Origin of the sequence: Brevundimonas sp. (genome assembly GCF_965227765.1) — a bacterium.
Lineage (GTDB): Bacteria > Pseudomonadota > Alphaproteobacteria > Caulobacterales > Caulobacteraceae > Brevundimonas.
The window spans coordinates 2,592,799-2,611,523 of record NZ_OZ245778.1 but is presented as its reverse complement, the minus strand read 5'-3'; the positions used below and the strand labels follow the sequence as shown (position 1 = coordinate 2,611,523).

At 67.9% G+C, this 18,725-nt stretch carries 16 protein-coding genes; 7 read left to right on the top strand and 9 right to left on the bottom strand.

Features of this window, described 5'->3' with window-relative positions; translation table 11 throughout:
* The first annotated feature begins 15 nt into the window (after positions 1-15).
* Together cydB and cydX are read left to right on the top strand one after the other, a co-directional pair.
* A complete protein-coding gene (cydB, locus tag ACO05L_RS12540; RefSeq protein WP_421729498.1) occupies positions 16-1,164 on the top strand; it encodes a cytochrome d ubiquinol oxidase subunit II in 1,149 nt (382 codons plus the stop codon).
* A gap of 19 nt (positions 1,165-1,183) precedes the next feature.
* Complete coding sequence (gene cydX / locus ACO05L_RS12535; RefSeq protein WP_421729497.1) at positions 1,184-1,333, top strand: cytochrome bd-I oxidase subunit CydX; 150 nt, start codon at positions 1,184-1,186, stop codon at positions 1,331-1,333.
* A gap of 203 nt (positions 1,334-1,536) precedes the next feature.
* On the opposite strand, the gene ACO05L_RS12530 is transcribed toward cydX, so the two are convergent.
* Complete coding sequence (locus tag ACO05L_RS12530) at positions 1,537-2,595, bottom strand: mechanosensitive ion channel family protein (protein ID WP_421729496.1); 1,059 nt, start codon at positions 2,593-2,595, stop codon at positions 1,537-1,539.
* A 104-nt stretch (positions 2,596-2,699) separates the two neighbouring features.
* Here ACO05L_RS12530 and ACO05L_RS12525 point away from each other — a divergent pair, with 104 nt between their 5' ends.
* Together ACO05L_RS12525 and ACO05L_RS12520 are read left to right on the top strand one after the other, a co-directional pair.
* Complete coding sequence (locus tag ACO05L_RS12525) at positions 2,700-4,478, top strand: SLC13 family permease (RefSeq protein WP_421729495.1); 1,779 nt, start codon at positions 2,700-2,702, stop codon at positions 4,476-4,478.
* 59 nt (positions 4,479-4,537) lie between these two features.
* Positions 4,538-5,356: a crotonase/enoyl-CoA hydratase family protein gene (locus tag ACO05L_RS12520; protein WP_421729494.1), complete on the top strand. Its 819-nt coding sequence runs from the start codon at positions 4,538-4,540 to the stop codon at positions 5,354-5,356.
* 5 nt (positions 5,357-5,361) lie between these two features.
* On the opposite strand, the gene ACO05L_RS12515 is transcribed toward ACO05L_RS12520, so the two are convergent.
* Both ACO05L_RS12515 and ACO05L_RS12510 read right to left on the bottom strand, forming a co-directional pair.
* Positions 5,362-7,971, bottom strand: a complete 2,610-nt coding sequence (locus ACO05L_RS12515; protein ID WP_421729493.1) for a tipN — start codon at positions 7,969-7,971, stop codon at positions 5,362-5,364.
* 111 nt (positions 7,972-8,082) lie between these two features.
* Positions 8,083-8,268: a hypothetical protein gene (locus ACO05L_RS12510; RefSeq protein ID WP_421729492.1), complete on the bottom strand. Its 186-nt coding sequence runs from the start codon at positions 8,266-8,268 to the stop codon at positions 8,083-8,085.
* A gap of 163 nt (positions 8,269-8,431) precedes the next feature.
* Between ACO05L_RS12510 and ACO05L_RS12505 the strand changes: the two genes are divergently transcribed.
* Positions 8,432-9,907 carry a phospholipase D-like domain-containing protein gene (locus tag ACO05L_RS12505; protein WP_421729491.1) on the top strand — a complete coding sequence of 492 codons (1,476 nt, stop codon included), beginning with the start codon at positions 8,432-8,434 and terminating at the stop codon, positions 9,905-9,907.
* A gap of 12 nt (positions 9,908-9,919) precedes the next feature.
* On the opposite strand, the gene ACO05L_RS12500 is transcribed toward ACO05L_RS12505, so the two are convergent.
* From ACO05L_RS12500 to folD, 5 genes are all read right to left on the bottom strand, one after another.
* Positions 9,920-10,660 carry an endonuclease/exonuclease/phosphatase family protein gene (locus tag ACO05L_RS12500; RefSeq protein ID WP_421729490.1) on the bottom strand — a complete coding sequence of 247 codons (741 nt, stop codon included), beginning with the start codon at positions 10,658-10,660 and terminating at the stop codon, positions 9,920-9,922.
* Positions 10,661-10,739: 79 nt separating this feature from the next.
* On the bottom strand, positions 10,740-11,432 hold the full coding sequence (locus tag ACO05L_RS12495; RefSeq protein WP_421729489.1) for a TPM domain-containing protein: 693 nt from the start codon (positions 11,430-11,432) through the stop codon (positions 10,740-10,742).
* Entirely contained in the window at positions 11,426-12,262 is an 837-nt protein-coding gene (locus ACO05L_RS12490; protein WP_421729488.1) for a TPM domain-containing protein, read from the bottom strand. The genes ACO05L_RS12495 and ACO05L_RS12490 overlap by 7 nt, the downstream gene beginning before the upstream one ends.
* Positions 12,262-12,918 (bottom strand): LemA family protein, encoded by a 657-nt coding sequence (locus ACO05L_RS12485; RefSeq protein WP_421729487.1) that lies wholly within the window; start codon positions 12,916-12,918, stop codon positions 12,262-12,264. The genes ACO05L_RS12490 and ACO05L_RS12485 overlap by 1 nt, the downstream gene beginning before the upstream one ends.
* Before the next feature lie 70 nt (positions 12,919-12,988).
* Entirely contained in the window at positions 12,989-13,927 is a 939-nt protein-coding gene (gene folD, locus ACO05L_RS12480; protein ID WP_421729486.1) for a bifunctional methylenetetrahydrofolate dehydrogenase/methenyltetrahydrofolate cyclohydrolase FolD, read from the bottom strand.
* 94 nt (positions 13,928-14,021) lie between these two features.
* On the opposite strand from folD, the gene ACO05L_RS12475 reads away from it, so the two are divergent.
* Together ACO05L_RS12475 and fni are read left to right on the top strand one after the other, a co-directional pair.
* Positions 14,022-15,872 (top strand): pre-peptidase C-terminal domain-containing protein, encoded by a 1,851-nt coding sequence (locus ACO05L_RS12475; protein WP_421729485.1) that lies wholly within the window; start codon positions 14,022-14,024, stop codon positions 15,870-15,872.
* A 95-nt stretch (positions 15,873-15,967) separates the two neighbouring features.
* Positions 15,968-16,993 (top strand): type 2 isopentenyl-diphosphate Delta-isomerase, encoded by a 1,026-nt coding sequence (gene fni, locus ACO05L_RS12470; protein WP_421729484.1) that lies wholly within the window; start codon positions 15,968-15,970, stop codon positions 16,991-16,993.
* Between the two features lie 25 nt (positions 16,994-17,018).
* On the opposite strand, the gene ACO05L_RS12465 is transcribed toward fni, so the two are convergent.
* On the bottom strand, positions 17,019-18,650 hold the full coding sequence (locus ACO05L_RS12465) for a long-chain-fatty-acid--CoA ligase (RefSeq protein ID WP_421729483.1): 1,632 nt from the start codon (positions 18,648-18,650) through the stop codon (positions 17,019-17,021).
* Between the last annotated feature and the right edge of the window lie 75 nt (positions 18,651-18,725).

Below are 18,725 nucleotides of genomic sequence, written 5' to 3'. Positions count from 1 at the left end.
GACAGGAATCCGACCATGGATATTCCCCTCGACTTCGCCACGCTTCGCCTGATCTGGTGGGGCCTCCTGGGCGTGCTGCTGATCGCCTTCGCCCTGACCGACGGTTTCGACCTGGGGGTCGGCGCCCTGTTGCCCTTCGTCGCCCGCACGGACGAGGAGCGGCGCATGGTCATCAATACCGTGGGCGCGACCTGGGAAGGCAACCAGGTTTGGTTCATCCTGGGCGGCGGGGCGATCTTTGCGGCTTGGCCCTTCGTCTATGCGGTCAGCTTCTCCGGCTTCTACCTGGCCATGTTCCTAGTGCTGGCGGCCCTGATCCTCAGGCCGGTGTCGTTCAAATACCGCTCCAAGCGGCCGTCGCCGAAATGGCGGTCCTTCTGGGACTGGTGCCTGTTCATCGGCGGGTTCGTGCCGGCCCTGGTGTTCGGCGTCGCGGTCGGGAATGTCCTGCTGGGCGCGCCCTTCCGTCTGGATAGCGACCTGCGCTCCTTCTACGAAGGCAGTCTGCTGGGACTGTTCACCCCTTTCAGCCTGATCGCCGGCCTGCTGTCAGTGGCCATGCTGGTGCTGCATGGCGCGGCCTGGCTGTCGGTCAAGGCCGAGCATGGCCCCGTGCTTGAGCGGGCGCGGCTTTACGGCACGATCGCGGGGGTTCTGGCCCTGGTCCTGTTTGCTGTCGGCGGCCTGTATGTCGCCTTCGGCGGGCTGGGCTACCGGATCACGGGTCCGCTGGACATCAATGGCTTCTCAAACCCGCTGCGTACGACGGTCGAGGCGGCGCCGGGCGCCTGGCTCGACAACTATGGCCGCTATCCCTGGATGCTGATCGCACCGGTCCTCGGTTTCGTCGGCGCCCTGGCGGGTTTGATCGGGATGTGGAGACGGTCAGCGCCCCTGGCGTTCGGCGGGTCTTCCGCCTCGACCGTGGGCATCATCTCGACCGCCGGTCTGTCGATGTTCCCCTTCATCCTGCCCAGCTCGATCAACCCCCAGTCCAGCCTGACGGTATGGAACGCCTCGTCCAGCCAGCTGACCCTGTTCGTCATGCTGATCGTGACCGTGATCTTCCTGCCGCTGATCCTGATCTACACGACGTGGGTCTATTCGGTGCTGTGGGGCCGGACCTCGACCCAGGCCCTCAAGACCAACCCCGACCTCTATTGAGCCCAAGGAGCCGAAACCGATGTGGTATTTTTCATGGATCCTGGGCCTGGGGCTGGCGGTGGCCTTTGGCGTGCTGAACGGCCTGTGGCACGAGTTTCACCTGTTCGACGAGGGTGACGCCGGCCTGTCCCAACCCGACGCTTCGAACGAGGCGGATGTCCCGCTCTAGCGGGCGTATTTCTGGGGCGATTGATGTCGATCAATGCCCCGGGGCATTGAGGAGGCGAAGGTCTGAAGATCAACGGAGATCGACATGCCTGCTTCCGCCATCCCCTTCATCGCCTTCGTCTTTTCCGCCTTCGCCATGTTCATGATCGTGGTCGGCGGCGTCTCCATCTGGTCCAACCGGAACTGAGATCGGGGACAAACGGATCAGGGAGCCTCGTCGCTTAGATCCGCATCTTCGACCGCCTCGGTCGGGGGTCGCAGCAGGTCCTCGGCCGCATCGTTGACCGTGCGGACCGGGGCCGACATCGGAGCGCGCCTCGCGCCGTCCGTCTGGGCTGGACCGCCCGCGCCGAGCCCCAGCGCATCCAGCGCCGCCTGGCCCTCGCGACCAAAGACGCTACGGACCCGGACATCGGTCTGGGGGTAGGGGATCTCGATCCCGGCGGCGTCCAGGGCGTCCGCGATCAACCAGGTATAGGCCGCGTGCATCCCTGCCGGCCGCTTCACCGCCGCCTGGGTCGGCCAGACCAGAAGCTCGAAATCCAGGCCCTTCTCGCCGAACCCGACCAGCCAGACCTGGCTCTTCCTTGCCTCGGTCTCGGGCAGGGTGAAGGGAGACGATCGGGCCGCTTCAAGTATGGCGTCGCGCACTCGCCCCCGGTCTGCGCCATAGGCCACGCTGAACGGAATGTGGATGCGCCGGGTGTCGCCCTTCAGCGTCCAGTTGGTGACCCGATCCTCGATGAAGGCCGAGTTGGGGACGATGATATTGACGTTGTCGTTGTTGCGGATCCGGGTCGCACGCGGGCCGATCTCGGCGACTGCGCCGCGCACACCGCCCTCCAGTTCCACATAGTCGCCGACCGAGACCATCCGGTCGAAGATCAGGAACAGGCCGGAGACGAACTCCTTCACCACCCCCTGAAGGCCCAGGCCGATGCCGATGCCGATCGCGCCGGCGAAGACCGCCAGGGATGAGAGGTTCAGGCCCGCCGCCGACAGGCCCGAGATCACGCCGAAGACGATCAGCCCATAGGTGACCAGCTTTTCCAGCACATAGAGGGCGGCGGTGGTCTTCTGGGGCGAGCGTTCGCGCACACGGCACAGGATCCGGCCCAGAATCTTGGCCAGGATGAAGGCCACTACGATGATGACGGCGCCGCTGACCACGCCGCCCAAGGTCACGGCCGAGCCGCCGAAGCTGAACAGCCGCGCCCCTTCCAGCCGGTCCAGGTCGCCCAGTTTTTCAAGATCAGGAAGCATGACGGGAACGGAGCGCCCGGCAAGCGTGACGGTTCCTCCGGGGGCGATGCATCGAATGACCGCAGTCGGCGTTGAGGCCATTCGATCATTGGGGCTGATACCGCGTGACACTGCAGCAGGGACTGGCGTTCGGACTGATCGCCCTGACCATCGGCGCCTTTGTGTGGGGCCGGTTCCGCTATGACCTCGTCGCCCTGGTGGCGCTGGTCGCTGGGCTGGCGGTAGGGATCATCCCGGCCGAGGCGGCCTTCGATGGGTTCAAGAACGACGTCACCGTCATCATCGCCTGTGCCCTGATCGTCTCGGCGGCCTTTGCGCGGTCGGGCATCGTCGAGCTGGCGATGCGTCGTATCCTGCCGATGCTGAAGACCGAGCGGTCGCAGGTTCCGGTGCTGACCGGCGTGGTCACCCTGCTGTCTATGGCCACCAAGAATGTCGGCGCTCTGGCCATCATGATGCCTGTGGCCTTGCAGGTGGCGCGGCGGACGGGGTCGGCGCCCTCGCGGCTGCTGATGCCCATGGCGTTCGGCGCCATGGCCGGGGGCATGGTCACCCTGGTCGGGACCGCGCCGAACATCATCGTCGCCGAAGTGCGCCAGGAGATCCTGGGCCAGCCGTTCCAGATGTTCGACTATGCGCCGGTCGGCCTGGCCCTGACGGCCATCGCTCTCGCCTTCCTGGCCGTGGGCTATCGGATATTGCCCAAGGACCGGCACGGGGCGACGGCCATGAACGCCGCCTTGGCCGCCAACGCCTATGCCACCGAGGTCAGCGCGCCCGAGGACTGGGCGCCGGAATCGATGTCGGTTTCGGCCCTGCTGGAATGCGGCGAGGGGGATGTGCGGATCATGGCCCTGATCCGCGAGGGCAAGCGCCGGCCCAACCCGCGCGGCAATACGGTCATCAAGCCCGGCGACGTGCTGCTGGTCGAGGGCGGGCAGGAGGCGCTGGAGGAGTTCCTGGCGCGGTCGCGGCTCAAGCTGGTGCGCGAGAACCGGCCCATAGCCATCGAGAACGCCTCCGAAGAGATCGCCATCGTCGAGGCGGTGGTCGGCCGAAACTCGGCCTTGCAGGGCCAGTCGGTGCGCCAGTCGGACCTGTATGGCCAGCACGGCATCAACCTGCTGGGCGTGTCGCGAAGTGGTTATGAACTGACCCAGCATCTGCGCACGGCCAAGCTGGCGCCCGGCGACATCGTCCTGTTGCAGGGGGCGGAACAGGCCCTGCCGGCGGCGCTGGCGGCCTTGGACCTCTTGCCCCTGGCCGAGCGCGAGGTGCGGCTGGGCGGCGTGCGCAAGCGGTTCATGCCGGCGGTGGTGCTGGCCATCGCCATGACCCTGGTGGGCTTCGGCGTGATCCCGGTGGCCATCGCCTTCTTCGGCGCGGCGGTCGCCATCGTCGCCATGGGCGGCCTGAAGATGCGCGAGGCCTATGCTGCCCTGGACGGGCCGCTGCTGGTGCTCATCGCCGCCCTGATCCCGGTGTCGGACGCCATCCAGTCGACGGGCGGATCGGACCTGATCGCAGGCCTGCTAAGGAATGTGTTCGGCGGGATGCCGGGCGTTCTGGCGGTCGGAGGCGTCATGCTCGCCTCGATGGCCGTGACGCCTTTCCTGAACAATGCCGCGACGGTGCTGATCGTCGCGCCCATCGGCGCAACCCTGGCCAAGCAACTTGGGTTCAATCCCGACCCCTTCCTGATGGCGGTGGCCGTCGGCGCCGCGTGCGATTTCCTGACGCCCATCGGACACCAGTGCAACACCCTGGTGATGGGGCCGGGGGGGTACAAGTTCTCGGACTACCCCCGGCTGGGCGCGCCTCTCAGCCTGCTGGTCCTGCTGGCCGGACCGCCGCTGATCCTGATGTTCTGGCCTCTGGGCTAGACAGGAGACGCAGTCGCCTTCGCTGGATAGGATGAGGCCGAAACGGCTTTCAGGAGTGCATGATGACGACGGCGGATATGGTGCTCGATGAGCGCGTCACGGTGACGTTCGACGGAGCCGTCGCCGAGGTTCGCCTGGAACGTGCGGACAAGCACAACGCCCTCGACGCCCGGATGTTTGCGGCGATCACGGCCGCAGCTGACTTTGTGGCCGAGCGATCCGATGTGCGGGCCGTCGTCCTGTCGGGGGCAGGGCCGTCCTTCTGTGCTGGTCTGGACCTGAGGTCCTTCGTTCCCAAGATCGCCTCTGGCGCTTTCAGCAATCTTGAGGATCGGGATCGCGGCGATATGAACCTGTTCCAGCACGTCTCCATGGCCTGGCGCGACCTTGCGCCGCCCGTCATCGCAGCGCTGCATGGATCGGTCTTTGGCGGGGGGCTGCAGATTGCGCTGGGCGCCGATGTCCGCATCAGCACGCCGGACGCCAAGCTGTCGATCATGGAGACGCGATGGGGCCTCGTGCCCGACATGGGCGGCATGGTGCTGCTGCGCAGTCTGGTGCGCGCCGATGTGCTTAGGGAGTTGGTCTATAGCGCCCGGGTTCTGTCAGGCGCCGAGGCCCAGGCTGTGGGGCTGGTCACCCAGGTTCATGCCGACCCCCGTGCAGAGGCGCTTCGCATGGCCCACGCCATCGCCGCCCAGAGCCCGCGCGCTATAAAGGCCGCCAAGCGGTTGCTCAACGCCATGAACGATCAGGACAGGGCGGGTCTTCTGATGCTGGAATCCACCGAGCAACTCGCCCTTCTCGGCGGTCCTGACCTGATCGAGGCCATGACGGCCAATGTCCAGGGGCGCGATCCTGTCTACTCCGAGCCATAGAGGCCCTAGGACAGGTCGCCCACGGCGGCGTCGAGCAGCATGAAGGCCCGGCCAGCGTCGGTGGCCAGGATCGACAGGACGGCGGCAGCGTCGCCGCTGCGGCCCTGATCGGCCAACTGCTGGGCGAAGATGCGGACATAGCGTTCGGCGTCCGTGCGCAGGTCGGCATCGCTCATCACCCGCCGCGAGACGCTGCGAACCGCCGCTGGGGCGACGCGGCGCACGATCTGGCGGGCGTGATCGGGGTCGCGTTCGGCGAAGGCCTGAGCGGCTTCTTCCACCCGTTGGCGGGGCAACAGGGCGTTGGGATCGACGCCCATGCGGCGGATGGCGGCGGTGATGCGGTCGGCCAGGGCGTCGGCGTCGGCGGGCATAAGCGGCTGGTCCAGATCCAGCGGCGCCGGATCGGGCTCGTCGCCGACCAGATCGGCCCAATCCAGACCCGTGTCAGACGCCGGCGCCGGTCGTGCGACCTCGTCGGTGGGTTCCAGACGCAGCCGTCCACGCAGACCGAAGCCGTCGTCCTTGGGCGGGGCGCGGCGGGCGCGGGGCTCTTCCTGCACAGGCGGCGTCAGAGTGATGCCGCCTTCGCGACGCCGAGCTGACGGACTTTCGCCCGACACGACGCCCATCATGCGGACGGCCTCGGTCAGCATATCGTAGTTGCGGCGGACGCGTTCCTGGAAGCCATGCTCCAGCGCCTCGGTGTCCTCTGCGGCCTTGCGCGAGGCGGCGCCCAGTGCGGCGAGGCCTTCCTCAACCGTCTTGCGCACGGCGTCGGCGCGGTCACGGGCCTGATCGGGCAGGCGGGCGGCGCGGTCGTCCAGGTCGGTGATCGACGCATCCACCTGTCCAAGGGCCTGGATCATCCGCTGCATGGTCGCTTCCAGGCGGGCGATAGCCTGTTCCCCAGCCTGATCGACCAGGCCGACAGTTTCGCCGACGATGCGACGGGCGTTCTCGATCCGGGTGTCGGCGGCGTGGTCGGCCTTCTGGGCGGCGTCGAACAGGGCCTCGCCCAGGCGGTCGGCGCGGACCTGGGCCTGGCTCGCGGCCTCGGCCGCCAGGGCGCGGCTGTCGTCGGCGGCGGCCTGAAGGGCGGCGAGAGATGAGCGAGTTTCCTGCATCACCGCATCGCGAGCCTCGGCGGCCAGAGCTTCGAAACGGTCGAGCGACAGCTTGGTGGCGGCGTCGAAACCGTCGGCCTCGCGCTGGGACATATCCACCAGGGCGCGGAACTGGTCGCTGGCGGCCTCGACCAGGTCGCGCATCGAATCCGCCGACTTGGCCGAGGTCTGGCCCAGGTCGGTGCTGGCCGAGCGGGCGGCGTCCAGTTGTTCGGTCAGTTGCGCGCGTTGGCTCTCGACCTGGGCCGAGAAGTCCTCCTGATCGGTGCGCAGGGTATAGGCGGCGGTGACCAGGGCGGCGCGCTGCTGGCCCAGGCCTTCCTCGACCGACTGGATCTGTTCCGCGACGCCGGCCCCGGCGTTTTCCAGTCTCAGGGTCTGGCGGGCCAGGTCGTCGGCGGCCAGGCGGGCGGCATCCTGGGCGTCGCCGGCGGCGGCGGCCAGATCGGCGGCGCGGGCCGCCAGTGCGGCTTCGGCCTCGCGAAGTTGGGTCTGGGCCAGGTCGGAGGCGTCGACGATCATTCGCGACTGGCGTTCGACCGCATCCAGCACCGCGGCGGACTGGCTGTCCAGCGAGGCGCCCAGCAGGCGCATATTCTCGCGCTCGCCGGCCATCTGTTCGACGACGTGGCGAGCGGTCCGGGCGGCCGTCTGACAGGCCTCGCCCAGACGATCCGTTTCCAGCGCCAGGGACTCACGCAGCAGCACCATCTCGGTGCGCGCCTGTTCGGCGGCCAGGGTGGCCTGGTCGATGTCGTTGCGCAGGCTGATCAGTTGCCGGCCGGTCTGGTGGGCGGCGTGGGCGGTCGGGGCGACCAGGGCCTCGGCGAAGCCGCGCGCGCGGACGGTCTCGGCGGCCAGGCGGGCGCCCTGGCGGACGGTGTGGGCCATCATGATCGCCAGCCCGGCGGGGGCCAGGGCGATCAGAGCATAGAGGGCGATGCGCAGCCCGTCGAAGGCCGCTCCGCCCGAGCCGAATTCGAAGGCCGCCCACGAGGCGATGCCGCCGATCCACATCACCGAGGCCAGGGCGGCGATGACATAGGTCGAGCGCGACTGGGGCGCGAGATCGGGCAGGGAGATGTCGGACGGAACCTGGGCCGGGCCGTCTGTCGCGGGAGACTCGGCGACCGGAGGCGTTGCGGGCGCATAGGCGACCGGGGGGGCGTCGGCGCTGACCCCCATGCGCGGCACAATCACTTCGGGAGAGGCGGCGGCGGCGGCCGGGGCTGGAGCCGGCGGCGGTTCGGGAATGGCGTCGAGATCGGCCTGCGGCGGCTGAAGCGCGCGCTCCTGCTCCTGCAGCCTGCGACGGCGACGCTCGGAGATCGGGCGCTGGAGGACCTGCTCGGGCGCAGGGGCCTCAGGCTGCACTTCGGGAGGCGGCGTCGGGGCGAGGTCGTCGTGGGACGCGTCTGCTGCGACGGTTTCCGGCGCGACGGGCTCTGGATCGGACAGGTTGAGCGGCGGTCGCTGGCGGGATTTCATCAGGCGTCGATCTCGATCATTGATCCCACGGACGGTGCGTGGCGCGTAAGCCACAGACCCTAGCGGTCTAAATCACGTCCGCAAAGGCGCTAAGGCCATCCTTGCGGGGATTCAGCAGTCCCGTTTGGCGGTCTGACCCATCGCGGCGGCCGGAGGGGCGTCGCGGCAGTCGGCGGTGCGGTGAACCTCGCGCTCGCCCTTGGCGGGCGGGGTCAGATCGACGCCGAACTGGGACAGAGCGGCGGCGGCCAGCAGGGCCACGAAGCCCGAGATCAGGTCGATCAAGAAATTCATCATCCACCCTCCCTGCGCAGCCCCGCTTATGCCCCGAAAACGGCGGTCGGACAATCCATGGCGCAGATCGTGCCCATTGACCCCGCCACGCCGCGCATGGAACGAGAGAGACGAGGGCGACCTTAGCATCTGCTTGTCATCTCCCATCCGTATTGCTGGACGTCGCATGGCCCCGAACGACGCCTATTCCGACAGTCTGACGGCGCCGGGCCGCAACGCCTGGCGTGTGGAGAAGGCTGATCGGTTCGCCATCCTGATGGAGAACGAGGCCTATTTCGACGCCCTGTCCGCCGCGCTGGACAAGGCCCAACGGTCCGTCGTGGTGCTGGGTTGGCAGTTCGATCCGCGCACACGCCTGGACCCCGAGACCCGCGCCGGCGACCGCCAGGCCGAGATCGGCCATCGGCTCAGGATGCTGGTCCGCTCTCGCCCCGATCTGGACGTACGGCTGCTGATCTGGAAATCGCCCCTTCTGATCGCGGCCTCTCAGGGCTTTTATCCGCACAAGGCCCAGAGCTGGTTCCGCAAGCGGATGGTCGAGTTCCGGCTGGACAGTCCCGGACCCATCGGCGCCTGTCATCACCAGAAGGTGGTCATCATCGACGACGCCGTGGCCTTCTGCGGCGGCGGCGACATCTCGACCGACCGCTGGGATTCCGAGAACCACTATGACGGCGACCCTCGCCGCTGCCAGCCTACCGGCCTGATCAGCGCGCCACGTCACGAGACCATGTGCGTGATGGACGGAGCCGCCGCTCGGGCGCTGGGCGACCTGGCGCGCGAACGCTGGTTCCGGGCGACCTGGGAGCGGACCATCCCCGATGAGGTCGATCACGACTGCTGGCCCGAAGGCGTCGCCGTCGACATGACCGACGTGCCGATCAGCATTTCCCGCACCGAGCCCAAGTGGGGCGGGCGCGGCGAGGTGCGCGAGAACGAGTGCCTGCACCTGGACGCCATCCGCCAGGCGCGAAAGCTGATCTATCTGGAGAACCAGTATTTCACCTCGCCAGTGATCGCCGCCGCCCTGGCCGACCGGCTGTCGGAAGAGGACGGGCCGGAGGTGGTGCTGGTCTCGACCGGCAACAGTCCCAGCTGGTTCGACAAGATGACCATGGACACGGCGCGGTCCGAAGTCCTGTATCGGCTGGAGAGCGCCGACAGATACAACCGCTTCTTCGCCTTCGCCCCGCGCACCAAGGAAGGCGACCGCATCATCGTGCACGCCAAGGTCAGCATCATCGACGACCGGCTGCTGCGGATCGGATCGACCAACCTGAACAATCGATCGATGGGGCTGGATACCGAATGCGACATCGCCGCCGAGCCGACCGATGCGGCGGGGCAGGCCCGGATCAAGGCTTTTCGCCAGCACAGTATCGGCCATTTCATCGGCATCGACGGCAAGGATTTCGCCGACTGTGAAGCGGTGATCGGATCGACCGGCGAGGCGATCCGCAAGTTCGACACCGGCCGTATGGAGGAGCTGGGCGCCACGGCGCCGACGCGGATCGAACGCTTCATCGCCGAATGGCAGCTGGGCGATCCCTCATCCTCGACCAACGCCTGGCGTCCTTGGAAGCGGCGCAATCCGTCGCAGCGCGCCTCGCACAGCCGCCTCAGCGAACTGCGCGAACGCTAGACCCTGTCCAAACTAGGCTGCGTCCAGGATGTCGAAATCCACGACCAGCGGCAGGTGATCGGACGCCGCGCGCGCCAGGGGCGAGGACGGGGAATGAACGCGCGTCACCCGGATGTGCGGACTGACGAAGACATGGTCGATGCGGATGGCGGGGAAGTTCGCCGGGAAGGTCTTCACCGACGGCCTCAGCCCCAGTTGGCGCTGGCAGTCCGCCAGCCGTCGCGTCAGCGCCTGATACGGGCGGGTGATCGACGTCGCGTTGAAGTCGCCGGCCAGGATCGTCGGGCCCACGCAGTCGGCGTGGCCCAGCCAGTCGCGCCCGACCAGGGCGGCGGCCTGAAGCCTCTGCTCGCGGGGCACCAGGCCGAAATGGGTGTTGATGACGTTGACCCTGCGATCACCGATGTCGATGGCGGCCCAGACCGCGCCGCGCGGCTCCAAGCCGGGAATGCCGCGCACGGTGGGCAGGTCGCCGGCCTTGACCAGCCGCTCGGGCCAGGGGGTCAGGATGGCGTCGCCGTACTCCTCGGCCTCGATCCGCATGGCGGGGTGGAAGCGGACGCTCATCGCCAGACCCTCGGCGATGGCCCTGGCCTGGTCGACGTTGCCGGTGCGCGCGCGGCCGACGTCCAGTTCCTGAAGACAGACGACGTCGGGCTCGTGTTCGGCGATGACCGCGACGATGCGATCCACATCCAGCCGACGGTCGCCGCCGACGCAGCGATGGACATTATAGGTAAGAAGTCGGGCCATGAGATCCGGGCTGTGACGCTCGCGAAGGGCTAGGCCCTTTCTGCCGCGATTGCGACCTCGCGATGGCGACGGTTCTGCGTCAGATTTCGACCAATCGGTTCGGCAGTTCGTCAGGGTTGTCCGCACGCGGCGGAAAATGCTCGGCCAGGACGGCGCCCGATGCGGCGATGGCGGCCTCGAAACCCTCGGCCATCCTGTCCCGGCGCATGGCCACCACCAGGTCGTTGACGGCGTCGCCCCAGACGGTTTCGGGTACACGGGAATGGATGGCGGTGTCGGCGATGATCTCGGCCCGCCGGTCGTTGAGCGCCAGGAAGATCAGGACGCCGGTCCGCTCGCGCGTGGCGTGCAGGCCGTGGGCCAGAAACTGTTGCAGAGCCGAGCGACGCACGCGGGCGCGCCGGATCGCCGGCGGGGTCACCAGTCTGAGCACGAACGGCAGGCGGGTCAGCAGGAAGACGACGATGAAGATCGCCGCCTGAAGCACCGCATAGGCCCCCAGGGCGCGGGCCACGGTCAAATCCCGTGCAGCAAGCTGCGCCGCCTCCCAGCTGTCGGCGATGCCGGGGAACCAGGCTGGATCGAAGCCGAGGGGGATCAGGCAGAGGGGCAGGATCAGGGCCGCAGCCGCCGACCAGCCCAGGCTGACGTCCAGATAGGAGGACACCCGCCCGGCGATGACGCAGAAGATCTCGCCCGAGGTCCGGGTCTCGGCCTGGGCGATGGCCCGGCCGATACGGTCGTGGTCTTCCTGTGAGAGGGATTTCACCATCCGCCCGATGCGCCCCCGCCGCCGAAGCTGCCGCCGCCGCCACTGAAGCCGCCGCCACCGCCAAACCCGCCGCCTCCGCTCGAGCCGGAGCGGGCTGCGCTGCTGAGAGCCTCGCTGGCCGCCCACAGCAGGATGGACCCGACGTCACCCTTGCGCCGCCGCCCGCGCCGCCGACCGCCCGAACGGACCAGACCCAGCACCAGGAAGACGAAGACCAGGATCACCAATACGCCCACGCCAATCGGGGCCTCGACGTTCTCCGGTTGAAGGGCCGCAACCCGCGCCTCGGCCTCGGCAGGATCGAGGCGGATCTGGGTGATGATGGCGTCGACCCCGGCGACCGCGCCCGCGCCAAAGGCGCCCTCGCGGAACTGGGGCAGGATCTCGGTCTGGATGATGTGGCTGGACATGGCGTCCGTCAGCACAGGCTCAAGTCCATAGCCGACCTCAATCCTTACTTTGCGCTCGGTCGGGGCGATGATCAGCAGGACGCCGCGATCTGTGGCTCCCGGCCCGATGCCCCAGGCCCTGCCCAGGCGATAGCCGTAATCCTCGATCTCATAGCCCTGAAGGTCAGGCAGGGTGACGACCACAAGCTGTGCGCCGGTGTCCGTTTCCAGCGCGGCCAGCTTGGCGTCGAGGTCGGCGCGGGTCTGAGCGGGCAGCAGGTCGGCTTGGTCGACGACCCGGCCGCTCAGCGCTGGAAATGTCGGCTCGGCAGCCCAGACATTGGACGCAAAAAGCGCGAGCCAGCAGCAGAGCAGCAGGCCCAGAAGCCGTCCACCCAAGCCCCGGGCGCCAAAAGTCCCCGCCGCGCGGGGTGCGCTCATCACCGCGCCGGTGCGGCGGCGGGTGCGGGCGCAGGCGCCGCAGCGTTCGGCCCGACGTTGAAGGCCACTGTCGGCGCAGACTGAGCCTCGGCCGAGGCGGCGAACAAGGTCATGGGCTGGGCGCTGGCGTGGGCGGTCTTGGCCCAGATCACGCTGGGGAAGGTTCGCAGCGACAGATTATAGTCGCGCACCGCCTCGTTGTAGTCGCGCCGGGCGATGGTGATGCGGTTCTCGGTGCCTTCCAGTTGGGACTGCAGGTTGAGGAAGTTCTGGTTCGATTGGATGGTCGGATAGGCCTCTACCGTCGCCAGCAGGCGCGACAGGGCGCCGGTCAACTGACCTTGCGCCGCCTGATAGGCCTGGAAGGCGGCGGGATCACTGAGTGTTTCCGGCGTGATCTGCACCGAGGTGGCGCGGGCGCGGGCCTCCATGACCTCGGTCAGGGTGGTGCGTTCGGCGATGGCGGCGCCCTGGACGGTGGCGACCAGGTTGGGGATCAGGTCGGCCCGGCGCTGGTACTGGCTCTGGACATCGGCCCAGGCGGCCTCGGCGCGTTCCTGCTTGGTCGGGATGGTGTTGTAGCCGCAGCCCGCAGCCGCAGGGGCCAGCACGACGACGGCGGCGATAGCCGTCAAACGAGGGTCAAGACGCAGCATGGTCGCTTCCTCTATGGCGCATGGACGCTTGCGCCTTCGAGTCGGACTATTACGCCTGAGGGGGCGGGCTTCAAGCGTCCAATGGTTGTGGCTCGACGCCATTCGCGCGGCAGGCGGCGACATAGGTGTTGGCCAGCAGACAGGCGATGGTCATCGGTCCCACGCCGCCGGGCACCGGGGTGATGCGACTGGCCACGGCGGCCGCCTCCTTGAAGGCGACGTCGCCCACGACGCGGGTCTTGCCCTCGGCGGCCTTGACCGGATCGGCGGACGGAACGCGGTTGATGCCGACGTCGATGACGACGGCGCCGGGCTTGATCCAGTCGCCCCGGATCATCTCCGGCCGACCCACGGCGGCGACGAGGATATCCGCCTCGCGGCACAGGGCGGGCAGGTCGCGACTGCGAGAGTGGGCGATGGTTACGGTGCAGTTCTGGGCCAGCAGAAGCTGAGCCATTGGCTTGCCGACGATGTTGGAGCGGCCGACGATGACGGCGTTCAGGCCCGAAAGGTCGCCAAGGGCGTCCTTCAGCAGCATCACCGAACCCAGGGGCGTGCAGGGGACCATGCCGGGCAGTCCGACGGCCAGCCGCCCGGCGTTGACGACATGGAAGCCGTCCACATCCTTGTCGGGGTCGATGGCGTCCAGAACCGCCGTGGAATCGATGTGCCCGGGCAGGGGCAGTTGCACCAGGATGCCGTGGATGCCGGCGTCGGCGTTCAGCTGGGCGATCAGGGCCAGCAGGTCGGCCTGGCTGGTGCCTGCGTCCAGCCGGTGCGTGTCGGACCGCATCCCGGCGCGCAGGGTCGTCTCGCCCTTGTTGCGGACGTAGATCTGGCTGGCCGGGTCCTCGCCGACGATGACCACCGCCAGGCCGGGCTGGACGCCGTGATCGGCCCGCAGGCGCGCGGAGGCCCCGGTGATGCGGTCGACCAGGCCGGCGGCGAAGGCCTTGCCGTCGATGGCCTTATCCACGATCGAGGGGGCGTGAGGGATCGTTTCCGCCATAGCAGAGCTTTCGTCAGGTATCGTTCAGATGAGGGCGATTTACAGTGGTCACAGTTCGGCGTCTATGATCGGCCGACAAACCTCGAGGAAACCTATGCGCCGCACTCCCTTCGCCGTCACCGTCAGCGCCGCCGCCTTGAGCATGGGCGCGCTTCTCGGGGGAGCGGGTCACGCCAACGCTCAGACCGAGCTTCGAATCGGTTCCTCGATCCAGGGCGTGCTTGACGGCCAGGATTCGGTCGGCGGCGACAATGATTCGGGCGAATACCGCTACGACGCCTACCGCATTCGCGGTCGCGCCGGTCAGCGGTTGGAGGCCGTAATGCGGTCCGAGGCGTTCGATTCCTATCTCGAGGTCTTTGCGCCGGGCTCGGACGAATCCTTCGCCTCCGACGACGACGGACTGGGCGAAGGGGTCAACTCCCGACTGCGTTTCGTCGTGCCGTCCGACGGTGAATACACGCTTCGCGCCCGCACCCTGAGCGGTCTGGAAGGCGGCGGCTACAGTCTGGCTCTGACCGAGCGCCCGCCTGCGCCGCGTGCGCCGCGTCCGACCGCGATCAGCATGGGCCGAGAACTGTCCGGCGAACTGACCGACCGCGATCCCGAGGCCGACAACGAGGAGGGCTCCTATGACGCCTATGTCTTCCGCGCCCGTCAGGGAGATCGGTTCGCCATCTCGCTGAAGGCCGAGGATTTCGATCCCTTCGTCCGCGTCGGTCGGATGGAGCGCGGATCCTTCGTTCGACTGGCCGAGAACGACGACTCGCCCTCGGGCGGTCTGGATTCCTACCTGATCTTCACCGCGCCCAGCTCCGGCGAGTTCGTGATCCACGCCCAGGCCTTGGGCGGCGAGGGCCGGGGTGACTATACGGTCGGTCTCAGCGAGGCGCCGGCGCCCCTGCCTGCCGCCCCGATCAACTTCGGCGCCTCTATCGATGGCCGCCTGGGGTCCGAGACGGGTGTGAACGAGAGCGGTGTCCGCGCCGACGCCTATCGCTTCACCGGCGCTGCGGGCCAGCGGATCGACGCGACGATGAATTCTGACGCGTTCGACGCCTATCTGGAACTGTTCGACGCCTCGGGCCAGAGCCTCGACCAGGACGATGACGGCGGCGTCGAAGGCACCAATTCGCGCATCATCTTCACCCTGCCTGCGGCCGGCGAATACACGCTCCAGGCCCGAGCCCTGTCGGGCAACGGCGACGGCGCCTATACCTTCGCGCTGGGCGAGGCGGTGCCGCCCCCGGCCGCGACGCCCCTGGCTATCGGCGAGACCCTGCGTGGCGAAATCTCCGCCAAGGGACCTCAGGACGAAGAGGGCCGCGGCATGGTGGAGTATCGGTTCAGCGGAACCGAGGGCAACCGGGTCCAGATCATCATGCGCTCGGGCGACTTCGACACCTATCTGCAGGTCGGCCACGCCGATGCGTCGTTTGAGGCGCTGGGCCAGGACGACGACGGCCTGGGCGAGGGCACGGATTCACGGCTTAACTTCATCCTGCCCAAGACCGGCGACTACATCGTGCGCGCCACGCCGCTGAGCAGCGGCTCGGAGGGCCTGTTCTCCATCGAGTTGCTGGACAAGGGCCCGCAGCCCCAGCCGGGCAGCATCCTGGTCGGCGCCACGGCGCGCGGGACCCTGGCCGACACGGACGCCATCGCCGAGGACGGCGCCCTGTTCGACGCCTATGCGGTGCGCGTCACCGAGGGTGAAAAGCTGGAGGTGACAATGACCTCCAACGACTTCGACGCCTATCTGGACATCGGGCGCGAAAGCGACGGCAACTGGAACAGCGTGGCCAGCGACGACGACAGCCTGTCGGACACTCACGCCAAGGTCGAGTGGACCGTCGAGGATACGGGGACCTATGTGATCCGCGCGCGCAGCTTCGCGTCCGGCTCGACGGGCGCCTATGCCCTGACGGTGTCGCGCAAGCCCTGACGCCGGGACGGACACTTCGCGCCGTCTCTGCGTTCTAGACCCGCCGCCGATCGCGCAGCCTGCGCGGTCGGCGGTCTCATATCGGGAGCGGGGCATTGGCGGACATCTCGGACCGGAAGGATCAGCACCTCGATGTCGTGCTGTCGGGCGCGGGGCGTCACGCGCGGCCGGCCGGGTTCGACGCGGTCCGCTTTGTCCACGAAGCCCTGCCCGATCTTGATCACGACAAGATCGACCTGGGCGCCGATTTCCTGGGTTACCGGCTCAAGGCGCCCTTTCTGATCAGCGCGATGACCGGCGGACCAGGGCGGGCCGAGGCGATCAACACCCATCTGGCCGAGGCCGCCCAGCAACTGGGCATCGCCCTGGCCGTGGGCTCCCAGCGCGTGGCCATCGCAGAGGGGGAGGGAGGCTCAGCAAGCCTGACCCGACGTCTGCGCGACCGGGCGCCGGACACGCCGATCCTGGCCAATGTCGGGGCGGCCCAACTGACGCGCGGCTTCGGGCTGGACGAGGCGAGACGGGCGATCGACATGATCGGCGCCGACGCCCTGATCGTACATCTGAATCCCTTGCAGGAGTCCTGTCAGCCCGAGGGCGACCGCGACTGGTGGGGCGTCGGCGCGGCGCTGGAGGCCTTGATCCGCAAACTGGACACGCCGGTCGTGGTCAAGGAGACGGGCGCGGGCCTGTCGGGCGCGACGGCGCGCCGGCTGATCGACATGGGCGCCGCCGCCATCGACGTGGCAGGCGCAGGCGGCTCGAACACGGGATTGATCGAGGGCGAGCGCGCCGAACAGGAAACGGACCGCGCCCACGCCGCCGCCTTCGCCGACTGGGGCGTATCGACCGCCCAGGCCATTGTCGACGTGCGCCGCGCCTGCCCTCGCGCCGTGGTCATCGGCTCGGGCGGGATCGCCAACGGCGTGGATGCGGCCAAGGCCATCCGTCTGGGCGCCGATGTGGTCGGTCAGGCGGCCGGCGTGCTGGCTGCAGCGACCGTCTCGACAGAGGCGGTGGTCGCCCATTTCCAGCTGATGATCCGCCAGTTGCGCACGGTCTGCTTCTGCACCGGCTCGGCCAATCTGGTCGCGCTGAAGCGCGCGGCATTGCAGCCCTGACCGGCGGCCAGGGCTGCGCGGTCGATCAGGCCTCTGCGGTCGGCAGGCGGTAGTCCTTCAGCCGTTCGCGGACCAGTTTCTTGTCGATCTTGCCCGTCGCGCCCAGGGGGATGTCATCGACGAAGACCACGTCGTCGGGCATCCACCATTTGGCGATCTTGCCGACCAGGAAGTCGAGGTGTTCCTGCTTGTCCTGCGGTTGGTCGGGCTTGAGTTTGACCACCAGGACCGGGCGTTCGTCCCATTTGGGGTGGGCGGCGCCGATGACGGCGGCCAGTTCGACACGGGGGTGGCCCATGGCGATGTTCTCGATGTCGATCGAGGAGATCCACTCGCCCCCGGACTTGATCACGTCCTTGGCGCGGTCGGTGATCTGCATGAAGCCCTGTTCGTCGATGGTCGAGACGTCGCCCGTGTCGAAGAAGCCCTCTGCGTCGAGGATGACCTCGTCCGAGTTGAAATAGCCGCCGGCGATGGTCGGCCCCTTGATCATCAGCCGACCATAGGTGTGCCCGTCGTGCGGCATTTCCTGACCGGCGTAGTTCTTGAGCTTCAGCTCGACGCCCAGCGGCGGGGTGCCCTGCTTGATCCGCCACTTCATCTGCTCGTCATAGGGCAGGGCCTTCAGCTCGGGCGTCATGTTGGACAGGGTGCCGATGGGCGAGGTCTCGGTCATGCCCCAGCCCTGCAGCACCTCGATGCCGAACTCGTCGTGGAAGGCCCGGATCAGGCTTTCGGGCACGGCCGAGCCGCCGATCAGCACGCGCTTGACCGTGGGGATCTGCAGCTTGTGCTCGCGCAGGTGGGCCAGCAGCCCCTGCCAGACGGTGGGCACGGCGGCCGAGAATGTCACGCCCTCGGACACGATCAGCTCATAGATCGAGGCGCCGTCCATCTTGGCGCCCGGCATGACCAGCTTGGAGCCCGCCGCCGGGGCGCCGAAGGCGATGCCCCAGGCGTTGGCGTGGAACATGGGCACGACGGGCAGGATGACCTCGGACGGCGTCGCGCCCAGGACTGTGGTCTGCAGGCCCAGCAGGGTGTGGATGAAGTTGGAGCGATGCGAATACAGCACGCCCTTGGGATTGCCCGTCGTGCCGGAGGTGTAGCAGAGGCCGCAGGCGGTCTGTTCGTCGAAGTCGCCCCAGGTCACATCGGCGGAAGCTTCGGACAGGATTTGCTCATAGCATTCGGCGCCGGGCAGCTTGGTCGCCGGCATGTTCCACTCGTCGGTCATGACGATGACCTTCTCGACCTTGGGACAGTGCGGCAGCACCGCCTCCAGCAAGGGCACGAAGGTCAGGTCCACGAAGATCATGCGATCCCCGGAATGGTTGATGATGTAGACCAGCTGTTCGGGGAACAGGCGCGGGTTCAGGGTGTGGCACACCGCGCCTATGCCCATGATGCCGTACCAGGCCTCGATATGTTTGCCGGTGTTCCAGGCCAGGGTCGCGATGCGGTCGCCGGGCTTTACGTCCCAGGCCAGCAGGGCGTTCGAGACCTTCTTGGCGCGGGTATGGATCTCGCCGTAGGTGGTGCGGACGATCGGCCCCTCGACCGACCGGGTCACGACCTCGCGATGGCCATGCCAGTTCCTGGCATGATCGATGATCTTGTCGACCGTCAGCGGCCAGTCCTGCATCAAACCCAGCATCGCATTCCTCGCATCTGCGCCGACTGAATGCGGCGCTTGAGGACACGCTAGTCAGGTGACCGCTGATAAGCAACG